Source organism: Variovorax ginsengisoli (assembly GCF_030811835.1).
In the GTDB taxonomy this organism is placed as follows: domain Bacteria; phylum Pseudomonadota; class Gammaproteobacteria; order Burkholderiales; family Burkholderiaceae_C; genus Variovorax; species Variovorax ginsengisoli_C.
Window position 1 is genome coordinate 23,224 of the sequence record NZ_JAUSRO010000003.1, and the last position, 19,021, is coordinate 42,244.

The window sequence follows — 19,021 nt, forward strand, 5'->3', positions numbered from 1 at the left end:
GGAAACGATCGATGCCCTCAATTCCTGGTGCCGAACAGCACCGCGCCGGGTTTGTTGGAAAGGTCACCGTTGATCGTCAGCAGATAGAGCCCACGGTTGACTTGGTCATACATCGCGATGCCCGCGCCGTATGCGAGATTGACCGGACAGGTGCCCTGATAGCGAAGGTTGATGCCGAAGGCAGGTGGATCCACGCCGTCCGCGTAGATTTCTCCATCGAGGGTGCAGGTGGCGTTGATGTGGCCTGTGATCTTGCCGTTGTAGCCGTTGTTCGCGCTGACTGTGATCAGTGGCAGATCGGCCGCGCTGACCGTCGGATTGGCGGCGGCAAGTTTCGTATCGGTGTAGTTTCCGACGAGGGTGTCGAGCAGTGGTACCTTCGCTTCACTCGCCTGGTACGCCGCCGACATTGCGTACACCGCGCTGCCCTGGCTCCAGGTGCCTGTCATGAGGGTCCCTGGCGTGGTAGTCACCGCCCAGGTCGCCGTGCCGGACTGCGTGGCTGCGTAGTCGATCACCGAGAGCGCCTGCGCATCGGCCACGGCGAACTTGCCGCCTTCGGTGGCTGTGCCCGTCTTGCTCTGCACGATCCAGGTCGGAAACTGCGTGCCATACGAGCGTGTCTGCGTACGCACGAACCAGGTTTCGCCCGAGGAGAACACGACGCCGCGCAGGCCATCGCCGTTGTCCAGCGTCCCGACCCAACTGCCTGCAGGCACCACGGCAGCCGCGACCTCAGGGGTGGTGGGCGTTGTCGGGGTGGTCGGCGTCGTGCCGCCCTTGACCGGCAGCGACTCGCAGGCAACGCCGTTGCCATCGGCGTCAAGTACCGACGCAGCAGAGGGATTGGCCGCCAGGTAGAGCTGTGCGTCGCCCTGATAGGTGAAAGTGGCGCAACTGATTTTGTTGAGCCCCGCGCTGGGGTCTGCCGTGTCGCTGCTGCTGCCGCCGCCGCAGGCAGCAAGGACCGCGGTACATAGAAACACGGCGCATGCGCGCGACACGGAGCTCGACATCGTAATCTGCCTGTTCATGGAGATCGGGTACTGAAATGCAGGGAAGTGCAGTGCACCGGCAGCGCATGCAGCGCACCATTTTGTCATGTGGCGCGTGTGCCCTGGACGGGCTGACCGGGGACGTTACCATTCGTACCGCCAACGGTGCGAGCGCGGTGTCGGCGGCGCTTTGAATCCTCTTTGCCCTCTTTGACCCCTTACCAGCAAAGGAGCTTGCATTGGCAAGCCTTGAAATTCCCGTTCAGAGACAGCGATCCCCGTCAAGGTCCGCAGCGGCCGAAGACCCAGGCGTGGGCGCCTTGCCGATGCCCGAATGGACGCAGTCCAAGCCCAAGCTCGCACCGAAACCGATGCCTGCGCCAATGCGCCGGGCGGCGGCGCCCGCCAACGCGCGGCCAGCGGCTTCCATTCCCGCAGCCGATCCTGGCCGTCGACAGCGCTGGCTGGCCGGGCTCCTGGGTCTTTTTGCGGTGGCTGCGTTTGCGTCGGCTCTCGTGGTAGTGGTGTGGCTCTGGCGGGATCTTTCCGCTTTGTTGTTCATTGGCTGATGGGTGCCTCTGGCCGCCGTTCGATTTCGATTTTCGTCAGGGTTCCGACATGAAGTACCAAGCTGTGAGCGTCATCGTGAGCCTTGCCTTGCTTGCCGGCTGTGCGGCGAGTCCAAGCGACACCCAGCTGGCCTCCGCACCGCGCACCGTGGTCCAAGTCGACGGCTATCCCATCGAGGTTGCCGTGCAGCCTGCCGATGGCACTGGCACGCTCTATGACGTGGAGGCGCGCGCTGTCGCGTCGGCGTCCGGAGCATCTGGTCGCACCGACAAGGATGCGCAGCCGCTGATGGCGCAGGCGCGTTACCGTGCTGCGGCACTCATGGAAATGGAGCGCCGCTATGGCAGGGGACGCCTGGAGGTGATCTCCGAAGACGCCGTGAGCGTGCCGCGTGCCATGCGCCTGCGCGTCGCCGTCAAGCCGAAGTAGCCGCAGCATTGCTCAGCGGTGGCCGGTCGCTGGTGGACGCCGGCAAGTCGCTGGCGAATGCGAACGATGGGCCGGTACGCTGCTGCTTGCAGTGATACATGGCGCGGTCGGCGGCGCGCAGCAGCAGCGGCATGGTGTGGCCGTCGTCCGGATGGCAGGCAATGCCCAGGCTCAGCCCGACGCTGAGCGTTCGGCCCTCATAGTCCACCGGCCGCTCGCCGGCTTTCACCAGCCGCAGGGCGAGATCGGCCAGCGTCTCGCGCGACGTCCGACCGGCCACCAGCACCGCGAATTCGTCGCCGCCCAGGCGGGCCACGATGTCGCCTTGGCGCACTTGCCGTTGCAGGCGTTGTCCCACGGCCACCAACACCGCATCGCCGGCCGCATGACCGTGCGTGTCATTCACGCTCTTGAAGCCATCGAGGTCGAGCAGCATCAGCGAGAAAGGCTTGCCCTCCCGGATCCGAATGGACGCCGGGCCCTCCAGTCCGACACGACTGGCAATCCCGGTGAGCGCATCGGTACCCAGCGCTTCCACCAGCTGCTGTGTTCGTGCGGTGAGCGCCTGTTCGGAGCGCAGCATCAGCCGCAGTCGCGACGCCATGGCCACCGCGAAGACGACCAGTTCCGCGATCAACGCGGCCTGCGTCACATTGATCTGGTCGGGCGTCCAGGCAATCCAGCCCCAGCTGGCCACGATGATGGCGCAGATGCCGATGAACAGCAGCGCCACGCCGATGCAGTAGAGCACCGCCGGCCAGTAGCGGCCCCGCACAGCCACCACCGCGCCGACGAGCAGCACGGCGGTGGACACCACCACCGCCAACTGCACCAGGCGGAACATCCACAGCGGATGGGGACCCCATAGCGCGTAGACCGCTGCGGCACCGAGCGCGATCAGCATGAGCCGCACCACCTGGTCCAGTCGCGGAGCGAAATGCCGCAGCCGCAGCAGCTTGCGCCCGAACTGAAGCTTGCAGATCGCCCACAGTGCCGGTGCCAGGATGTAGGCGATGCCCGCACCCGTTGGCCAGTGAGGAAAAAGGTAGCGCAGCACATGGCCGTTGAAGCCCGCCAGCGCCATCAATGCGCACATGCACGAAAGCAGGAAGTAGAGATAAATGCCTTCACCAAAGACCAGCAGCAGCACCAGGCCGTAGACCAGCAGCCCGAGCAGCAGGCCGTAGCTCACGCCATCGAACATTCGCTTGTCCTGGGTGGATTGCAGGTAGTCGGCGGTGTCCCAGGCCGACACCGCGTAGATTCGCGCAAAGGTGGAATCGACCCGGAAGTACACCGTGTAGACCCCAGGGTCGGGCAACTGGAAGCGCCAGGCCATCTGCTCCGACGCGGCCGGCCGCGTTGACCACGGGTGGCGCATGCCCGTGGTCACGGGCGGCGCCAGTGCCTTGCCGGTGGTGTCGTAGGGGCCGTAGAAGCGCAGTTCGTGGGTGGATACCGTCGGCACCAGCAACAGCCACTCGCGCGACGTGTCCGCGGGATTGGCCAGCCGCAACTGCAACTTGAACCAAAGCACCCGGTCAGACTCCCTGCCGACGAGCGGATTGTCAGGATAGGCGAAGCGCGCTTCCTGTGCGGGCGTGCGAACCTGCTCGATGGACAACGCACGTGTCGGGTCCTCGAACAGCTGCAGATGGTCAACGAGCAATTGGCCCTGAGGTTGGCGCGACAGCAGCGCGGGCGCGCGCGCCGCCTCAGAAACAGCCGCCTGGGGCGCAGCGTTCGACTGCGCCTGAACCTGGGCCGCGTGCACGGTCAGCATCCCCACCAATACCCGTAGAGCCAGCACCCAAGCCTGAGAGCGTGGGGCTCTGCCGATGGCAAAAAGTAAAAATTGGCAAAAACGCAGCATCAACGGACGGAATCGAAGTTACCTCGGGCGCGACAGGGGCACATTGTGCGTGATCCGGGCGCTTGGAGAATGCGGTAAAAGATGGATTCCGCCTCTGCATACACGCCTGCCGCTCCTCATGAATGCATCCTTCCCACCCCAACACCTGGCCAAGAAGGGGTACGGCAAGCAGATGGGTACTGCACCCATCCGTGTCGGTCCCAGCGGCGTGCATGGCACGGGCGCCTTTGCCGCGCGCGCGTTGCCGGCCCGGACGTTTCTGGGTTTCTACGAGGGGCGCCGCTATCCTGCAGCGCAGGCGGCGGCCATGCAGTGGGACGGCCAACTCACCTACCTGGCCATGCTGTCGAGCGGCGAGGTCATCGACGGCTCGGACGGCGGCAACGCGACACGCTTTCTCAACCATTCCTGCGATCCCAACTGCGAGGCCTTCGAGGACGAAGACCGTGCGGGCCGGCCGGTCTTCCGCTTCCAGACGCTGCGTGCCGTGGCGGCGGGCGAAGAGCTGTCGGTCGACTACGGCCTGGAGGCGGACGACGGCTCCACCGCCGCGGACTATCCGTGCCGGTGTGGCGCCGCGAACTGCCGAGGTACCCTGCTGGCGCCGGACTGACGGCAGGGTTCTTGCGCGCCGCAGTCTGATCTGCATCAAGGTGTGGTCACGGGCCGGGCCCGATACTGACTCCACAAGGAGTGCACGTCATATGTCACACACAATGCAAGCCGCGGTGGTCGAGCAATTCGGCCAGCCCCTCGAGCTCCGTACGCTGGAGATTCCCAGCCCGGGCCCAGGTCAGATCCTGGTGAAGACCGAGGCATGCGGTGTCTGCCACACCGACCTGCATGCCGCGCATGGCGACTGGCCGGTCAAGCCGAAGCTGCCTTTCATCCCTGGCCACGAAGGTATCGGCCTGGTGGTCGCGATGGGCGAGGGCGTCACCGCCGTCAAGCTGGGCGATAGGGTCGGCGTGCCATGGCTGCACTCGGCGTGCGGCCATTGCGAGCATTGCATGGCCGCCTGGGAAACCGTCTGCGCAGAGGCGCAGTTCGGTGGCTACACGAAGAACGGCGGCTTCGCCGAATACATCGTGGCCGACCCCAACTATGTGGCCCACATACCTGCCGGCCTGTCGGCCATCGAGGCGGCGCCGCTGATCTGCGCGGGCGTCACGAGCTACAAGGGCCTGAAGGAAACAGGCGCTCGTCCCGGTCAGTGGGTGGTGATCTCCGGCATCGGCGGGCTCGGGCACCTGGCCGTGCAATACGCCAAGGCCATGGGCCTGCATGTGTGCGCAGTCGATATCGACGATGGCAAGCTCGCGCATGCAACGCAATTGGGCGCCGACGCCGTGGTCAATGCAAGGGTCGGCGATCCGGTCGTGGCCGTCAGGCAGGCGACGGGCGGCGGGGCGCATGGCGTGCTCATCACCGCCCCATCGCTGGCGGCGTTCAAGCAGGGCGTGGGCATGACACGCAAGCGCGGCACTTGCGTGCTGGTCGGCCTGCCGCCTGGCGATCTCCCGACGCCGTTGTTCGACGTGGTAGCCGACTGCATCACCATCCGGGGCTCCTTTGTAGGTACCCGCCAGGACATGGCCGAGGCGCTGGCGTTTGCGGCAGAAGGCAAGGTCAAGGCCGACATTGAACTGCAGCCACTCTCGGCGATCAACCAGGTGTTCGAGCGGCTCGAGCAGGGTGAGGTGCCTTCGCGCGTCGTGATCGACTTCCACTGAGGTTCACACCCCGAGCACCTGCTCCAGGCGTTGTGGCGCAGCAGTCAGCGTCGCCGAAGGTGCGGCCAGCGCGATCTGGCCTTTCTCCATCACGATGGCCTGGTCGGTGTGCGCGAGCACGCGGCGCCAGTCGCGGTCGACGATGAGCGTGGCAATGCCGGTGGCGCGGATCGCGCCGATGGTGCGCCAGATCTCGGCCACGATCAACGGTGCCAGCCCCTCGGTCGCCTCGTCCAGGATGAGCAGGCGCGGATTGGTCATGAGCGCGCGGCCGATCGACAGCATCTGCTGCTCGCCGCCCGAGAGTTGCTGGCCGCCATGCTGCAGCCGTTCGGTCAGGCGCGGAAAGGTGTGCATCACGCGCTCGAAGGTCCAGTCCCGGCGGCCATCGATGCCCGCGCGTGCGCTCATCAACAGGTTCTCTCGCACCGAAAGGTTCGGGAAGATGCCCCGGCCCTCGGGCACATAGCCCAGTCCGAGGCGCGCCATTTTTTCGGGGGCCCATCCGGTCACGTTGCGCCCATCGAGCAGCACCTGGCCCGAGGCCGGGCGCACATAGCCCATGAGCGTGCGGATCAGCGTGGTCTTGCCCATGCCGTTGCGGCCCAGCAAGCCGAGCGAGGTGGCGCTGGCCTGCACGGCGTCAACGCCCCGCAGGATGTGGCTGTCGCCGTAATAGGTGTGGATAGCTTCGATCTGCAGCATGTCAATGGTCCTCCCCCAGGTAGGCCTGGCGAACGTCGTGGTTGCTGCGGATGGCAGCAGGGTCGCCGGTGGCGATGACCGTGCCGTTGACCATGACCGTGATGCGGTCGGCGATGCGGAACACCGCGTCCATGTCGTGCTCCACCAGCAGGATCGCGTGGGTGCCCTTGAGCTGCACCAGCAGTGTGAGCATGCGTTCGGTCTCCTCTGCGCCCATGCCCGCCAGCGGCTCGTCGAGCAGCAGCACGCGTGGGCGCGTGGCCAGGCACATCGCCACTTCGAGCTGGCGCTTGGCACCATGGCTCAGCGTGCCGGCCATGCGGTCTGCATACGGCTGCAGGCCCGCTGCGGCAAGCGCTTCGTTGGCGGCTGCACTGCTGGCTTCGCAGTCCTGTGCCCGCTGCCAGAGTGCCCACGGGCGCGGCGTGGCGGCCTGCGCTGCAAGGCGGCAGTTCTCGCGCGCGCTGAACTCAGGAAAGATGGTCGTGCGCTGGTAGCTGCGGCCGATGCCCGCGCGCGCGCGGCGCGACTGGGCGCGCGTCGTGATGTCTTCTCCTGCGAGTGCGATGCGCCCACTGGAGACGTCGATCTCGCCCGACAGCATGTTGATCAGCGTCGACTTGCCTGCGCCGTTGGTGCCGATCACCGCATGGATTTCGCCCAGCCGCAGGTCCAGCGTGACCGCGTTGACCGCCACCAGCCCGCCGAAGCGGCGGGTGAGTCCTTCGACCGAAAGCAGTGCTGTCATGCTGCCCCCCTCGGCGACAGCCGGGCCGCCAGCCCGATCAGGCCCTTGGGCAGCAGCGCCACGAAGGCGATGATGGCCAGGCCCAGGGTCAGCTGCCACTGGTCGGCCAGCGGCCCGACCAGCGCGTGCGTGGAGAGCACTTCCTTGAGCAGCGTGAACGCCACGGCACCGATCACCGCGCCGCGCAGGTGACCCAGGCCGCCGAGGATGATCATCAGCAGCACCTCGCCCGAGTTGTGCCAAGCCATGAGTTCAGGGTTGACCACGCCGTCGCGCGCCGCCACCAGGAAGCCCGCCAGCCCCGCCAGCGCCCCGGCGATCACGAACGCCGCCAGCTTGTAGCCGTACACCGCGAAGCCTGCGGCGCGCATGCGTTGCTCGTTGACGCGGATGCCGGCGAGTGCTGCGCCCAGGCGCGATCGGCGGATCAGCGCGAGCAGCCCATAGGTCCCGGCCAGCGCGCCCAACACACCGTAGAACTGCACCCAGCGGCTTTCCATGTCGATCGAACCCAGGGTGGGGCGGACATACATGTAGATGCCATCGCTGCCGCCGCCGAAAGGCGTGTCGTGGAACACGAAGAACGCCATCTGCGCGAAGGCCAGCGTGACCATGATGAAGTAGACGCCCCGCGTGCGCAGGCTCAATGCACCCACCACCAGGGCGTAAGCGGCGGCGCTGCCCATCGCCAGCGGCAGCAGCCAGGCGATGGAGCCACCGTCGCGCCCGGCACCGAGCACCGTCGCATAGGCGCCGATGCCATAGAAGGCGGCATGGCCCAGGCTCACGAGCCCGGTCATGCCCACCAGCAGCTCCAGGCTCAACGCGAAGATCGACAGGATCATGACCTTGACCACCAGGTCGGCCATGTACGGGGTCATCCAAGGCCCGAGGGCGGCCAGTGCGAGTGCGCAGGCCAGGGGCAGCCAGTGCGAAAAATGCTTCATGCCTTGCGTCCCATCAAACCTTCGGGCCGCCAGATCAGCACGGCCGCCATCAATACGTAGATGCCCATGCCGCTGAGTTCGGCGAAGAACACCTTGCCGAACGTGTCGACGAAGCCCACCAGCAACGAGGCCACCAGCGCGCCCGTGATCGAACCGACGCCGCCGATCACCACCACGACAAAGCAGATGATCAGCACGCTGCCGCCCATGCCCGGATAGACCGAAGACATGGGCGCGGCGATCATGCCGGCCAGTGCGGCCAGCGCCACGCCCGCTGCGAACACGATGCGATAGAGCCGTCGGATGTCGATGCCCAGCCCGCGCACCATGTCGCGGTTGCTCGCGCCTGCCCGGACCATCATGCCCAGGCGGGTTCGGTTGACCACGAAGTACAGGCCCAGCGCCAGCACGATGCAGGCGGCAGATGCGAACAACCGATACCACGGGTAGCGCATCAATTCGCCCAGCGCAAAGCTGCCTTCGAGCCAGGCAGGCACCTTCACGCCATGCACGTCATTGCCCACCAGCATCGAGCGCAGCGCCTCGAACACCAGGATGAGGCCGTAGGTCATCAGCACCTGTTGCAGGTGGTCGCGCTGGTAGAGATAGCTGAAGAAGGCCCATTCGAGCACGTAGCCGAACAGGGCGGCCAGCACCACGCCCGCGACCAGCATCACCAGGAACTGGTCGCCGAACAGCGGCGAGAGCGCGAACGCCATGTACGCGCCCAGCATGTAGAAGCTGCCGTGGGCGAGGTTGATCACGCCCATGATGCCGAAGATCAGCGTCAGCCCGGACGCGACCAGGAACAGCAGCAAGCCGTACTGGACCGCGTTCAGGCACTGAACCAGGAAAGTTCCAATATCCATAGGACGCCCGTTACTTGATTTTTTCGTGAAATGCCGCGGAACCGGCTTTGCCGGGCCGCTGGCATTGCCCCCTGGAGGGGGGGTTGGCGCTGCCACACGAAGGGGGCAAGCTTGGGGGGTGAGTCAGGTCACATCCTGCAGCCGCGCGCCGGGTCTGCCAGACCCTTGACGGCCACGCCGACGACCTTGTTCTCCTTGCCGTCGACCTTGCGCAGGTAGATGTCCTGAACCGGGTTGTGCGACTTGCTCACCGAGAACGCGCCGCGTGGACTGTCGATCTTCGCGCGCTCGATGGCGGCGCTGAACTCGGCCTTCTTGCCGATGTCGCCCTTGACCGCATCCAGCCCGATGGCCAGCATCTGCGCCGCGTCGTAGCCCTGCACCGCATACACGTCGGGTTGCAGTTTGAAGGCCTTGGCGTACGCGGTGCGGAAACTCGTGTCGCGCGGCGTGTTCAGGCCATCGGCGTAGTGCAGCGTCGTCAGCATGCCCTGTGCAGCAGCGCCCTGTGCGTCGAGCGTGCCGTCGGTCAGAAAGCCCGGGCCGTAGAGCGGAATGGTCTTGTCCAGGCCCGCAGCTGCGTAGTCCTTGACGAATTTCACCGCGCCGCCGCCCGCGAAGAAGGCGTACACCGCATCGGGCTTGGCCGCCGCAATCTCCGTGAGCAGCGCCTGGAACTCCACGTTCGGGAACGGCACGTTGAGCTGTTTGACGACCTGGCCGCCCGCCTTCTCAAAGCCTTCCTTGAAGCCGCTGACCGATTCGTCGCCGGCTGCGTACTTCCAGGTGATGGTGATCGCCTTCTTTTTCTTTTCCTGCTTGCCGGCGACCTCGCCCATGGCGTAGGCCGGCTGCCAGTTGCTGAAGGAACTGCGGAAGATGTTGGGCGCGCACATGGGGCCGGTCACCGCGTCGGCACCGGCATTGGGCACGATCAGCACGGTCCCGCTTTCCTTGGCCGCCTTGGCCATCGCCATGGCGACGCCGGAATGCACCGTGCCCACGATCACGTCGACGTTGTCGCGCTTGATGAGCTTGTTGACGTTGTCGGTGGCCTTGGCCGGGTCGGACTCGTCGTCGACCTTGACGTATTCGATCTCGCGGCCGCCGAGTTTGCCGCCTTGCTCCTCGACACGCAGCTTGAAGCCATTCTCGATGGCCACGCCCAGCGCGTTGTAGGTGCCGCTGAAGGGCAGCATCAGGCCGACCTTGAGCTTGGGTTGCTGCTGCGCATGGCCGAGGGTGGCGATGCAGGCCAGGGCGAGGGCGGTCAGCGCGGTGCGGGTGTTCTGAATGCTCATGCTTGTCTCCTTTTTGTGATGAATGAAACGGTCGCGTCGATCACCTGCTGCGGCTGGTCCTTGTGGGGCGAGTGCGCGCAGTCGGGCAATTCCATGAGCTGCACGCCGGGCACGTGAGATGCGATGCCCCGGATCTGCTGCAGCGTGCCGTACTCGTCGTCCACGCCCTGGATCGCGAGCACCGGGCAGGCGATGGCGTCGAGTTCGGCCTCGATATTCCATTGGCGAAACGGCGGATGCAGCCAGATGCGGTTCCAGCCCCAGAAGGCGGAGTCGGCGCTGTCGTGGTAGCGGCCGAGCCGGGTCGGCAGATCGGTGGTGAGGTAGGTGTCTCGCGCCACCTCGATGTGCGCGACGGTCACGTCTTCCACGAAGATGTGCGGCGCCAGCACCACCAGGCCAGCCACGCGCTGCGGAAAGCGCGCCGCATACAGCAGGGCAATCGATCCGCCATCGCTGTGGCCGAAGAGCCAGGGCGGCTCGTCGATACCCAGGGCGTCGAACAGCGGCGGCAGCACCTCGTGCGCCTGGCGGTGCATGAAGTCGACGTCCCAGACTTCATCGGCGTCCCGCGGCGTCGAGCGGCCGTAGCCGGGCCGCGAGAAGACCAAGCCGCGGAAGCCGCCGGCCTGGCACAGCCGCTGCGGGAAGTCCTTCCACATCGCGACCGAGCCCAGGCCTTCGTGCAGGAACACGACGAGCGGCGCATCCGTGCGCTCGGCCGCGATGCGCAGGTACTCGACGCGCACCTCCCGCTCCCGCCAGCGGATGGCGGCCCATTGCGTCTCGCCGCTCACGCGTGCTGCTCCTGCTCGCGCAGCCGGAAGCGCTGGATCTTGCCGGTCGCGGTCTTGGGCAGCTCGTCGACGAACTCGATGAAGCGGGGGTACTTGTAGGCGGCCAGGTGCTCCTTCACGAAGACCTTCAGGTCTTCGGCGCTGCACGACTGGTTCGACTTCAGCACCACGAAGGCCTTGGTCTTGGTCAGGCCGTCGCTGTCCTGCGTGCCGATGACGGCGGCCTCGAGCACCGCCGGGTGGCGCATCAGCGTGGCCTCGACCTCGAAGGGCGACACATAGATGCCGCTGACCTTCAGCATGTCGTCGCTGCGGCCGGCGTAGGTGTAGTAGCCGTCGGCGTCGCGCGAGTACTTGTCGCCGCTCTGCGTCCAGCCGTCGCGGAAGGTCTGGCGGCTCTTTTCCGGGTTGCCCCAGTACATGAGTGCGCTGCTCGGGCCCTTGATGTAGAGGTCGCCGACTTCGCCGTCCGGCACCGGGCGGCCGTCTTCGCCGCGCAGTTCGATCTCGTAGCCGTCCACGGGCCGCCCGGTGGTGCCGTATCGGATGTCGCCCGGCCGGTTGGACAGGAAGATGTGCAGCATCTCGGTGGAGCCGATGCCGTCGATGATCTCGCAGCCGAAGTGCGCCTTGAAGCGCTGCGCGATCTCGCCCGGCAGCGCTTCACCCGCGGACGAGCACATGCGCAGCGCCACGCGGTCACGCGCGGGCAGGGCGGCCGATGCCAGCATGCCGGCGAAGCCGGTGGGCGCGCCGAAGAAGACGGTGGGCTTCACGCCCGACGCTGCCGCCGACAAGCCCGTGCCGGTCCAGCGCTTGAAGGTTGCGTCGGGGGTCGGGCGCTCGGCCATCAGCACCACGGTGGCGCCCACCGACAGCGGGAAGCTCAGCCCGTTGCCCAGTCCGTAGGCGAAGTACAGCTTGGCCGCGGAGAAGCAGACGTCGTCTTCGGTGAGGCCGAGCACCGGCTTGCCGTAGAGCTCGGCAGTCCACCAGGGGTTGCCGTGGCTGTGGACCGTGCCCTTGGGCCGGCCGGTCGAGCCCGACGAGTAGAGCCAGAAGGCGTGGTCCTGCGGGCCCGTCGCGGCCGGCCTGGCCAGCGGAGGATGGGCGCCGATGACGGCGTCGAGGTCGCTGGCGCTGTTGGGCAGAGCGGCGGTGGGTTGCGAGACGAAGAGCTGTCTCAGCGCATGCGGCGACTTCGACATGGCGTCCTGCAGCACTGGGAGCAGCGCGCCGGACACCAGCGCCGCGACGGCGCCGCTGTGCTCGATCATGTAGGCATAGTCGTCCGCCGTGAGCAGCGTGTTGACCGCGACGGGCACCACGCCGGCGTAGAGGCATCCCAGGAAGCTCACCGGCCAGTCGTGGCTGTCGAGCTGCAGCAGCAGCACGCGTTCTTCGCGCTGGACGCCCGCCGACTGCAGGGCACTGGCCAAGCGACGGGCGCGGTCTTCCAGGGCGCCGTAGCTGAGCGTGCCGCGGTCGTCGATGTAGGCGAGCTTGGCTGGCCGCGCGCGGTTGAGTGCGAACAGGTGTTCGGCGAAGTTGAATTCGGTGGGCAAGCTCATCGTGTGTCTCCTGGTGTCATCGGCGCGGTGATGCGCTCTTGTGTGTTTCGTACGGGGATGGTTAGTGCAGGCCCAGCCCGGCCAGCACCGCCGGACTGGCCTGTATCGCGCTTCGGCGGTGGTAGAAGTCCAGCGCCCGCAGGCCGCCGAGTTCCGCGCCGCCGCCGGCGCGCCCCGGGCCTCCATGCAGCGACATCGGCATCACGTTGCCGTGGCCGGTGTGCGTCTGCGCCACGTCGGGGCTGACCACATGGACCCGGCCGTGGCTGGCCGCGAGCTGCACGGCGGTGCGCGCGAGCGCCCCGTCGTCGCTGCCGTAGAGCGAGGTGACCAGCGAGCCCTGGCCGCGGTGCGCCAGCGCGATCGCATGGTCGACGTCGCGGTAGGCGAGCAAGGTCGCGACGGGGCCGAAGACCTCGATATCGTGCACGCTGTCCGCAGCGTCCGCATCCTTCGCGCCCAGCAGCACCGGGCCGATGCAGGCGGCGATGGCCGGGTCGGCGTCGACCAGTGCTTGCTCGCTGCCGTTGTGCAGCACGGTGGTCTGCCGCTGCAATGCCGCAAGGCCCTCGCGCACCGCGTTCAGCTGCGCGCGGCTCACCAGCGAACCCATCCGCACACTCTCGTTGCGCGGGTTGCCGACCGTCACGCCGCGCAGCTTGGCGCTGATCGCCTCGGCGGCCGCATCGTAGACGGTCGCCGGCACGAGGATGCGGCGGATCGCGGTGCATTTCTGGCCGCTCTTGACCGTCATCTCGCGCACGACCTCGCGCACCAGCAGGTTGAAGGCGTCGGTGCCCGGCGTGGCGTCGGGCAGCAGCACCGCCGAATTGAGGCTGTCGGCCTCAATGTTGACGCGCACCGAGCGATGCGCCACGGCCGCATGCGATCGGATCAGCGCGCCGGTCTCGGCCGAGCCGGTGAAGGAGACAACGTCGAAGGGCTGCAACTGGTCCATCAGCCCGTTCGAGCTGCCGCAGATCACCGACAGCGCGCCGGCAGGCAGCACGCCGGCATCGACCACGTCGCGCACCATGCGCTGCGTGAGCCAGGCGGTCGAGGTGCCGGGCTTGACGATGACGGGCACGCCCGACAGCAGGGCGGGTGCCGCCTTCTCCCACAGGCCCCAGGCCGGGAAGTTGAAGGCGTTGATGAAGAGTGCGACGCCGCGTGTGGGAACCTGCAGGTGCTGCGAGAGGAAAACAGGTTCCTTGCCCAGCTTCACCCCGTCGCCGTCGCGCAGCGCGTGCACGTCGCCCAGCGCGTCACCCCACTTGGCGTACTGGCCCAGCGTGAAGATCGCGCCGTCGATGTCGACGGCCGAGTCGTTCCTCACGGTGCCCGAGTTGGCCGTGGCGATCTCGTAGTAGCTGTCGCGGTGCGTCTGCAGCACCTTGACGACGGCGGCGAGCAGCCCGGCGCGCTGGCAATAGCTCAGCGCGCGCAACGCGGCGCCGCCGATGTCGCGGGCAAAGTCAAAGGCCGCCGGCAGGTCGAGCCCGGTCGCGTCGACGCGTGCCAGCTCGGTGCCGACGACCGGATCGAACAGCGGCACGCCGGCGCCGCTGCCGGTCTGCCAGCGACCGCCGACGTGGTTGGGAAGAAGCTCGGTCATGGTGTCAGGTCCGTGTGAATTGGATCTGCCCTTCAGGCAGCAGGTAGAGGACGAGTGCGCGGCCGTTGTTGACGGTCGGGTGGTGGGCACTGCCCGGTGGGTACACGCACCAGCCGGCCGGACGTCCGTCGAAGGTCGCGTCGCCCTCGATCGGCATGATCAGGTCGATCTCGCCGTTGGGATGCATGTGGTGCGGGCCTGCGAGGTCGGCCATGTCGACCACGTCCACCGAGAAGCGGTGCAGGGCGTCTTCGGGCTTGAAGGGGCGGCCGTAGCGGATGCCGCCGCCTTCGCGCTCGCAGAGCCAGCCCTCGGCCACGCCTTCGATGCAGGCATCCTTGAGACGTGCATAGGTCGGCGTGCCGGCGCCGTGTTCCGCGTTCAACCAGCGGTCGAGCGTGTCGTCCAGTGGCCGGCCCGCGATCTGCGCACTCAGGTCCGCGATCAATTGATGGAATGCTTGCTTGGACATGTCTTCCTGGCGGGCGGGTTTCGATAGGTTGCAGTTGCAGCTTCGGTTAGCCTGCAGTATCTTGCGTTTGGTCAAACAATAAGCAGCAAAGTGCATCATGTCAAGCAACATAATGCATGTATCGCGTTTACCCTGAGCGCGCAAAATCGAGGCATCGAATGAGGAGTTCCATGACTGAGGAAGCAGGGCGGGGCGTCGCCATGACGGGTGCGATCGATGTGGCCATGGGCGAAGCGCCGCGCAATCCGCTGCTCGCGGTGCTGGGCGAACGCGTTCGCAGCCTGCGCGCGCAGCGCGGCCTGACCCGCAAGGCGGTGGCGCAGGCGGCCGACGTATCGGAGCGCCATCTGGCGAACCTCGAGTACGGCACAGGGAACGCCTCGATCCTGGTGCTGCAGCAGGTGGCGCAGGCCTTGCACTGCTCGCTCGCCGAACTGGTGGGCGACGTCACCACCAGTTCGCCCGAATGGCTGCTGATCCGCGAATTGCTGGAGCACCGCAGCGAGGCCGACCTCCGCCGGGCGCGCATTGCGCTGGGCGATTTGCTGGGCAGCGGTCGCGGTGACGCGGCGCGGCACCGCCGCATCGCGCTGATCGGCCTGCGCGGCGCGGGCAAGTCGACGCTGGGCCCGATGCTGGCGCAGGATCTCGACGTGCCCTTCATCGAGCTGAGCCGCGAGATCGAGAAGCTCGCCGGCTGCAGCGTGCGCGAGATCCACGACCTCTATGGCACCAACGCCTACCGGCGCTACGAGCGGCGAGCGTTGGAGGAAGCGGTGCAGATCCACAGCGAAGTGGTGATCGCCACCCCGGGTGGCATCGTGTCGGACCCGGCGACCTTCAACGAATTGCTGGCGCACTGCACCACCGTCTGGCTGCGCGCGACGCCGGAGGAGCACATGGGGCGCGTCGTGGCCCAGGGCGACATCCGCCCCATCGCCGCCAGCAAGGAGGCGATGGAAGACCTGCATCGCATCCTTGACGGGCGCGCGGCCTTCTATTCGAAGGCCGACCTGTCGGTCGACACCGGCGGGCAGACGCTGGCGCAGAGCTTCGATGCGCTGCGTGCCGCCGTGCGCGCGGCGATGGTCACCGCGGTCTGACAAGCGCGGCCGGCGACCTACCAACCGCGGGTTTTTCCGGAGCTGCAGAAAAGTGCAACAGGCATTGACTTGCCGGTTTACATGCATGATGATGCATGCACCAACTGCAAGAAATGCATTATGTTTCTTGTCTGTTCTGCCCACGGAGACCACCCATGACCGACACAGCCGCCCAGGCGCCCCGCGTTGACTACCGTACCGAGCCGGCCCAGTACCGGCACTGGCATCTTGCCGTCGAGGGCGCGGTCGCACGGCTCACACTCGACATCGCAGAAGACGGCGGCATCCGCCCGGGCTACAAGCTCAAGCTCAACAGTTACGACCTTGGGGTCGACATCGAGCTCAACGATGCGCTCAACCGCGTGCGCTTCGAGCATCCGGAGGTCCAGTCGGTCATCGTGACCAGCGGCAAGGACCGCATCTTCTGTTCCGGCGCCAACATCTTCATGCTCGGCGTCTCCAGCCATGCCTGGAAGGTGAACTTCTGCAAGTTCACCAACGAAACGCGCAACGGCATCGAAGACAGCTCGAAGCATTCGGGCCTGAAGTTCCTGGCCGCGGTCAATGGCGCCTGTGCTGGCGGCGGCTACGAACTGGCGCTGGCCTGCGACGAGATCGTGCTGGTCGACGACCGTTCTTCCGCCGTCTCGCTGCCCGAAGTGCCTTTGCTGGGTGTGCTGCCCGGCACCGGCGGCCTTACGCGTGTGACCGACAAGCGCCACGTGCGCCATGACCTGGCCGACATCTTCTGCACCAGCGTCGAAGGCGTGCGCGGCCAGCGCGCGGTCGACTGGCGCCTGGTCGACGCGATCGCCAAGCCAGCGCAGTTCGCGGCCACTGTGCAGGAGCGTGCCGCCAAGCTGGCGGAGGGCAGCAAGCGCCCTGGCGCAGGCGCCAAGGGCGTCTCACTGCCGCGCCTCGAACGTCAGGACGGTGCCGACACGCTGCGCTATGCGCATGTGCAGGTCGACATCGACCGCACCCGTCGCACCGCGACGCTCACCGTCAAGGCGCCCACGGGCGCGCGGCCGACCGACATCGCGGGCATCGAGGCCGCGGGTGCGGCCTGGTGGCCGCTGGCGATGTGCCGCCAGCTGGACGACGCCATCCTGAACCTGCGCACGAACGAACTGGACATCGGCACCTGGCTGCTGAAGACCGAAGGCGACGCGCAGGCCGTGCTGGCCAACGACGCCCTGATGCTCGCCCACCAGGACCACTGGCTGGTGCGCGAGACGATCGGCGCGCTGCGCCGCACACTGGCGCGGCTGGACGTTTCGTCGCGCAGTCTCTTCGCGCTGGTCGAGCCGGGTTCCGCCTTCGCCGGTACGCTGGCGGAGATCGCCTTCGCATCCGACCGCACGTACATGCTCGCGCTGCCCGACGACGCGGAGCGTGCGCCCAAGCTCACGCTCAACGAGTTCAACTTCGGCTTCTATCCGCTGGTGAACGACCAGAGCCGCCTCCAGCGCCGCTTCTATGAAGAGGTCGCGCCGCTCGAGGCCGCTCGCGCTGCTGTCGGCCAGGCGCTCGATGCCGATGCGGCGCTGGCGCTCGGCCTGGTGACCGCGGCACCCGACGACATCGACTGGGAAGACGAACTGCGCATGGCCATCGAGGAGCGCGTGGCGATGTCCCCCGACGCACTCACCGGGCTGGAAGCCAACCTGCGCTTCGCCAGCAAGGAAAACATGAACACCCGCATCTTCGGCCGGCTCACCGCCTGGCAGAACTGGATCTTCAACCGCCCCAACGCCGTCGGCGCCAAGGGCGCCCTGAAGGTCTACGGCACCGGTGAAAAAGCCGGCTTCGATCTGAATCGCGTCTGATCCCGACCCCTCCGAACTCGCAAGGAAACGCCATGAGCACCGTCAATTACAGCGACAAGATCCCGAACAACGTCAACCTCAGCGAAGACCGCACGCTGCAACGCGCGCTCGAAGGCTGGCAGCCGAATTTCGTGAATTGGTGGGACGACGTCGGTCCCGACGGTTCGACCGGCTACGACGTGTACCTGCGCACCGCGGTCAGCGTCGACCCGCAGGGCTGGGCGCAGTTCGGCCACGTGAAGATGCGCGACTACCGATGGGGCATCTTCCTGAACCCCGGCGATGCCAGCCGCGAGATCCACTTCGGCGACCACAAGGGCGAGAAGGCCTGGCAGGACGTGCCGGGCGAGCACCGCGCCAACCTGCGCCGCATCATCGTGACGCAGGGCGACACCGAGCCGGCATCCGTCGAGCAGCAACGCCACCTGGGTCTGACCGCGCCCAGCATGTACGACCTGCGCAACCTGTATCAGATCAACGTGGAGGAGGGTCGCCATCTGTGGGCGATGGTCTACCTGTTGCACAAGCACTTCGGCCGTGACGGCCGGGAAGAGGCCGAAGCGCTGCTGCAGCGCACCTCGGGCGACGTCGACAACCCGCGCATCCTGGGCGCGTTCAACGAGAAGACGCCCGACTGGCTGGCCTTCTTCATGTTCACCTACTTCACCGACCGCGACGGCAAGTTCCAGCTGTCGGCGCTGGCCGAGAGCGCCTTCGATCCGCTCGCACGCACCACCAAGTTCATGCTGACCGAGGAAGCGCACCACATGTTCGTCGGCGAGAGCGGCGTGTCGCGCGTGCTGACCCGTACGGCAGCTGTGATGAACGAACTGAAGACCGACGATGCGCAGAAGGTGCGCGCCGCTGGCGCCATCGACCTGGGCACCATCCAGCGCTACCTGAACTTCCACTACAGCGTGACCATCGACCTGTTCGGCGCCGACCAGTCGAGCAACGCGGCGATCTTCTACAGCTCGGGCCTCAAGGGCCGCTACGAGGAAGGCAAACGCACCGATGACCACGTGCTCAAGGGCCAGACCTACAAGGTGCTCGAAGTCAAGGACGGCCAGCTCGTCGAGAAGGACGTGCCGATGCTCAATGCCCTGAACGAGGTGCTGCGTGACGACTTCATCAAGGACTCGGTCGCTGGCGTGAACCGCTGGAACAAGGTGCTGGAGAAAGCCGGCATCCCGACGCGCCTGACGGTGCCGCACAAGGCCTTCAACCGCCAGATCGGTGCGCTCGCCGGTATCAAGATGTCGCCGGACGGCCGGGTCGTGGGCGAGGCGGAATGGGCCGCCAAGAAGAGCGAATGGCTGCCGACGCCCGACGACTTCGCCTTCGTGGCGTCGCTGATGGGCCGTGTGGTCGACCCGGGCAAATTTGCGGGCTGGATCGCACCGCCGGTGATGGGCATCAATCGCCAGCCGGTCGACTTCGAGTACGTGCGTTTCGGGTGAACGG

The 19,021-nt window shown here is 66.8% G+C and carries 17 protein-coding genes; 6 read left to right on the forward strand and 11 right to left on the reverse strand.

Annotation, left to right across the window (positions count from 1 at the left end; translation table 11 throughout):
- Positions 1-17: 17 nt before the first annotated feature.
- The gene (locus J2W36_RS04380; protein WP_307688462.1) at positions 18-1,034 is read right to left on the reverse strand and encodes an excalibur calcium-binding domain-containing protein; all 1,017 of its coding nucleotides are present in this window, start codon (positions 1,032-1,034) and stop codon (positions 18-20) included.
- A 579-nt stretch (positions 1,035-1,613) separates the two neighbouring features.
- Between J2W36_RS04380 and J2W36_RS04385 the strand changes: the two genes are divergently transcribed.
- Positions 1,614-1,994, forward strand: a complete 381-nt coding sequence (locus tag J2W36_RS04385) for a hypothetical protein (RefSeq protein ID WP_307688463.1) — start codon at positions 1,614-1,616, stop codon at positions 1,992-1,994.
- Here J2W36_RS04385 and J2W36_RS04390 read toward each other — a convergent pair.
- Positions 1,981-3,777, reverse strand: coding sequence for a diguanylate cyclase (locus J2W36_RS04390; RefSeq protein ID WP_307688464.1), 1,797 nt, complete (start codon positions 3,775-3,777; stop codon positions 1,981-1,983). The genes J2W36_RS04385 and J2W36_RS04390 overlap by 14 nt on opposite strands.
- 208 nt (positions 3,778-3,985) lie before the next feature.
- Here J2W36_RS04390 and J2W36_RS04395 point away from each other — a divergent pair, with 208 nt between their 5' ends.
- Together J2W36_RS04395 and adhP are read left to right on the forward strand one after the other, a co-directional pair.
- A complete protein-coding gene (locus tag J2W36_RS04395) occupies positions 3,986-4,480 on the forward strand; it encodes an SET domain-containing protein (RefSeq protein WP_307688465.1) in 495 nt (164 codons plus the stop codon).
- A 91-nt stretch (positions 4,481-4,571) separates the two neighbouring features.
- Positions 4,572-5,600 (forward strand): alcohol dehydrogenase AdhP, encoded by a 1,029-nt coding sequence (gene adhP / locus J2W36_RS04400; RefSeq protein WP_307688466.1) that lies wholly within the window; start codon positions 4,572-4,574, stop codon positions 5,598-5,600.
- Positions 5,601-5,603: 3 nt separating this feature from the next.
- On the opposite strand, the gene J2W36_RS04405 is transcribed toward adhP, so the two are convergent.
- The 9 genes from J2W36_RS04405 to J2W36_RS04445 form a co-directional block, all read right to left on the reverse strand.
- Complete coding sequence (locus J2W36_RS04405; protein ID WP_307688467.1) at positions 5,604-6,305, reverse strand: ABC transporter ATP-binding protein; 702 nt, start codon at positions 6,303-6,305, stop codon at positions 5,604-5,606.
- 1 nt (position 6,306) lies between these two features.
- Positions 6,307-7,053, reverse strand: a complete 747-nt coding sequence (locus J2W36_RS04410; RefSeq protein ID WP_307688468.1) for an ABC transporter ATP-binding protein — start codon at positions 7,051-7,053, stop codon at positions 6,307-6,309.
- Positions 7,050-8,000, reverse strand: coding sequence for a branched-chain amino acid ABC transporter permease (locus J2W36_RS04415; RefSeq protein ID WP_307688469.1), 951 nt, complete (start codon positions 7,998-8,000; stop codon positions 7,050-7,052). The genes J2W36_RS04410 and J2W36_RS04415 overlap by 4 nt, the downstream gene beginning before the upstream one ends.
- Positions 7,997-8,869 (reverse strand): branched-chain amino acid ABC transporter permease, encoded by an 873-nt coding sequence (locus J2W36_RS04420; protein ID WP_307688470.1) that lies wholly within the window; start codon positions 8,867-8,869, stop codon positions 7,997-7,999. The genes J2W36_RS04415 and J2W36_RS04420 overlap by 4 nt, the downstream gene beginning before the upstream one ends.
- A 128-nt stretch (positions 8,870-8,997) precedes the next feature.
- On the reverse strand, positions 8,998-10,170 hold the full coding sequence (locus J2W36_RS04425; protein ID WP_307688471.1) for an ABC transporter substrate-binding protein: 1,173 nt from the start codon (positions 10,168-10,170) through the stop codon (positions 8,998-9,000).
- Positions 10,167-10,967: an alpha/beta fold hydrolase gene (locus tag J2W36_RS04430; protein WP_307688472.1), complete on the reverse strand. Its 801-nt coding sequence runs from the start codon at positions 10,965-10,967 to the stop codon at positions 10,167-10,169. The genes J2W36_RS04425 and J2W36_RS04430 overlap by 4 nt, the downstream gene beginning before the upstream one ends.
- Entirely contained in the window at positions 10,964-12,538 is a 1,575-nt protein-coding gene (locus J2W36_RS04435) for a benzoate-CoA ligase family protein (protein ID WP_307688473.1), read from the reverse strand. The genes J2W36_RS04430 and J2W36_RS04435 overlap by 4 nt, the downstream gene beginning before the upstream one ends.
- 61 nt (positions 12,539-12,599) lie before the next feature.
- Complete coding sequence (locus J2W36_RS04440) at positions 12,600-14,153, reverse strand: 3,4-dehydroadipyl-CoA semialdehyde dehydrogenase (RefSeq protein ID WP_307688474.1); 1,554 nt, start codon at positions 14,151-14,153, stop codon at positions 12,600-12,602.
- A gap of 4 nt (positions 14,154-14,157) precedes the next feature.
- Positions 14,158-14,625: a 4-hydroxylaminobenzoate lyase gene (locus J2W36_RS04445; protein WP_307688475.1), complete on the reverse strand. Its 468-nt coding sequence runs from the start codon at positions 14,623-14,625 to the stop codon at positions 14,158-14,160.
- A gap of 170 nt (positions 14,626-14,795) precedes the next feature.
- Here J2W36_RS04445 and J2W36_RS04450 point away from each other — a divergent pair, with 170 nt between their 5' ends.
- The 3 genes from J2W36_RS04450 to boxB all read left to right on the forward strand — a co-directional run bounded on the left by J2W36_RS04450 (position 14,796) and on the right by boxB (position 19,017).
- Positions 14,796-15,728, forward strand: a complete 933-nt coding sequence (locus tag J2W36_RS04450) for a helix-turn-helix transcriptional regulator (RefSeq protein WP_370869254.1) — start codon at positions 14,796-14,798, stop codon at positions 15,726-15,728.
- A gap of 155 nt (positions 15,729-15,883) precedes the next feature.
- Complete coding sequence (gene boxC, locus J2W36_RS04455) at positions 15,884-17,557, forward strand: 2,3-epoxybenzoyl-CoA dihydrolase (RefSeq protein WP_307688476.1); 1,674 nt, start codon at positions 15,884-15,886, stop codon at positions 17,555-17,557.
- A 32-nt stretch (positions 17,558-17,589) separates the two neighbouring features.
- Positions 17,590-19,017 carry a benzoyl-CoA 2,3-epoxidase subunit BoxB gene (gene boxB / locus J2W36_RS04460; protein WP_307688477.1) on the forward strand — a complete coding sequence of 476 codons (1,428 nt, stop codon included), beginning with the start codon at positions 17,590-17,592 and terminating at the stop codon, positions 19,015-19,017.
- Positions 19,018-19,021 lie beyond the last annotated feature (4 nt).

Bases quoted from the DNA above. Each gene is read 5' to 3' on its own strand.
- J2W36_RS04380 (WP_307688462.1), bottom strand. From the start codon at position 1,034: ATGAACAGGCAGATTACGATGTCGAGCTCCGTGTCGCGCGCATGCGCC.
- J2W36_RS04385 (WP_307688463.1), top strand. From the start codon at position 1,614: ATGAAGTACCAAGCTGTGAGCGTCATCGTGAGCCTTGCCTTGCTTGCC.
- J2W36_RS04390 (WP_307688464.1), bottom strand. From the start codon at position 3,777: ATGCTGACCGTGCACGCGGCCCAGGTTCAGGCGCAGTCGAACGCTGCG.
- J2W36_RS04395 (WP_307688465.1), top strand. From the start codon at position 3,986: ATGAATGCATCCTTCCCACCCCAACACCTGGCCAAGAAGGGGTACGGC.
- adhP (WP_307688466.1), top strand. From the start codon at position 4,572: ATGTCACACACAATGCAAGCCGCGGTGGTCGAGCAATTCGGCCAGCCC.
- J2W36_RS04405 (WP_307688467.1), bottom strand. From the start codon at position 6,305: ATGCTGCAGATCGAAGCTATCCACACCTATTACGGCGACAGCCACATC.
- J2W36_RS04410 (WP_307688468.1), bottom strand. From the start codon at position 7,053: ATGACAGCACTGCTTTCGGTCGAAGGACTCACCCGCCGCTTCGGCGGG.
- J2W36_RS04415 (WP_307688469.1), bottom strand. From the start codon at position 8,000: ATGAAGCATTTTTCGCACTGGCTGCCCCTGGCCTGCGCACTCGCACTG.
- J2W36_RS04420 (WP_307688470.1), bottom strand. From the start codon at position 8,869: ATGGATATTGGAACTTTCCTGGTTCAGTGCCTGAACGCGGTCCAGTAC.
- J2W36_RS04425 (WP_307688471.1), bottom strand. From the start codon at position 10,170: ATGAGCATTCAGAACACCCGCACCGCGCTGACCGCCCTCGCCCTGGCC.
- J2W36_RS04435 (WP_307688473.1), bottom strand. From the start codon at position 12,538: ATGAGCTTGCCCACCGAATTCAACTTCGCCGAACACCTGTTCGCACTC.
- J2W36_RS04440 (WP_307688474.1), bottom strand. From the start codon at position 14,153: ATGACCGAGCTTCTTCCCAACCACGTCGGCGGTCGCTGGCAGACCGGC.
- J2W36_RS04445 (WP_307688475.1), bottom strand. From the start codon at position 14,625: ATGTCCAAGCAAGCATTCCATCAATTGATCGCGGACCTGAGTGCGCAG.
- J2W36_RS04450 (WP_370869254.1), top strand. From the start codon at position 14,796: ATGACTGAGGAAGCAGGGCGGGGCGTCGCCATGACGGGTGCGATCGAT.
- boxC (WP_307688476.1), top strand. From the start codon at position 15,884: ATGACCGACACAGCCGCCCAGGCGCCCCGCGTTGACTACCGTACCGAG.
- boxB (WP_307688477.1), top strand. From the start codon at position 17,590: ATGAGCACCGTCAATTACAGCGACAAGATCCCGAACAACGTCAACCTC.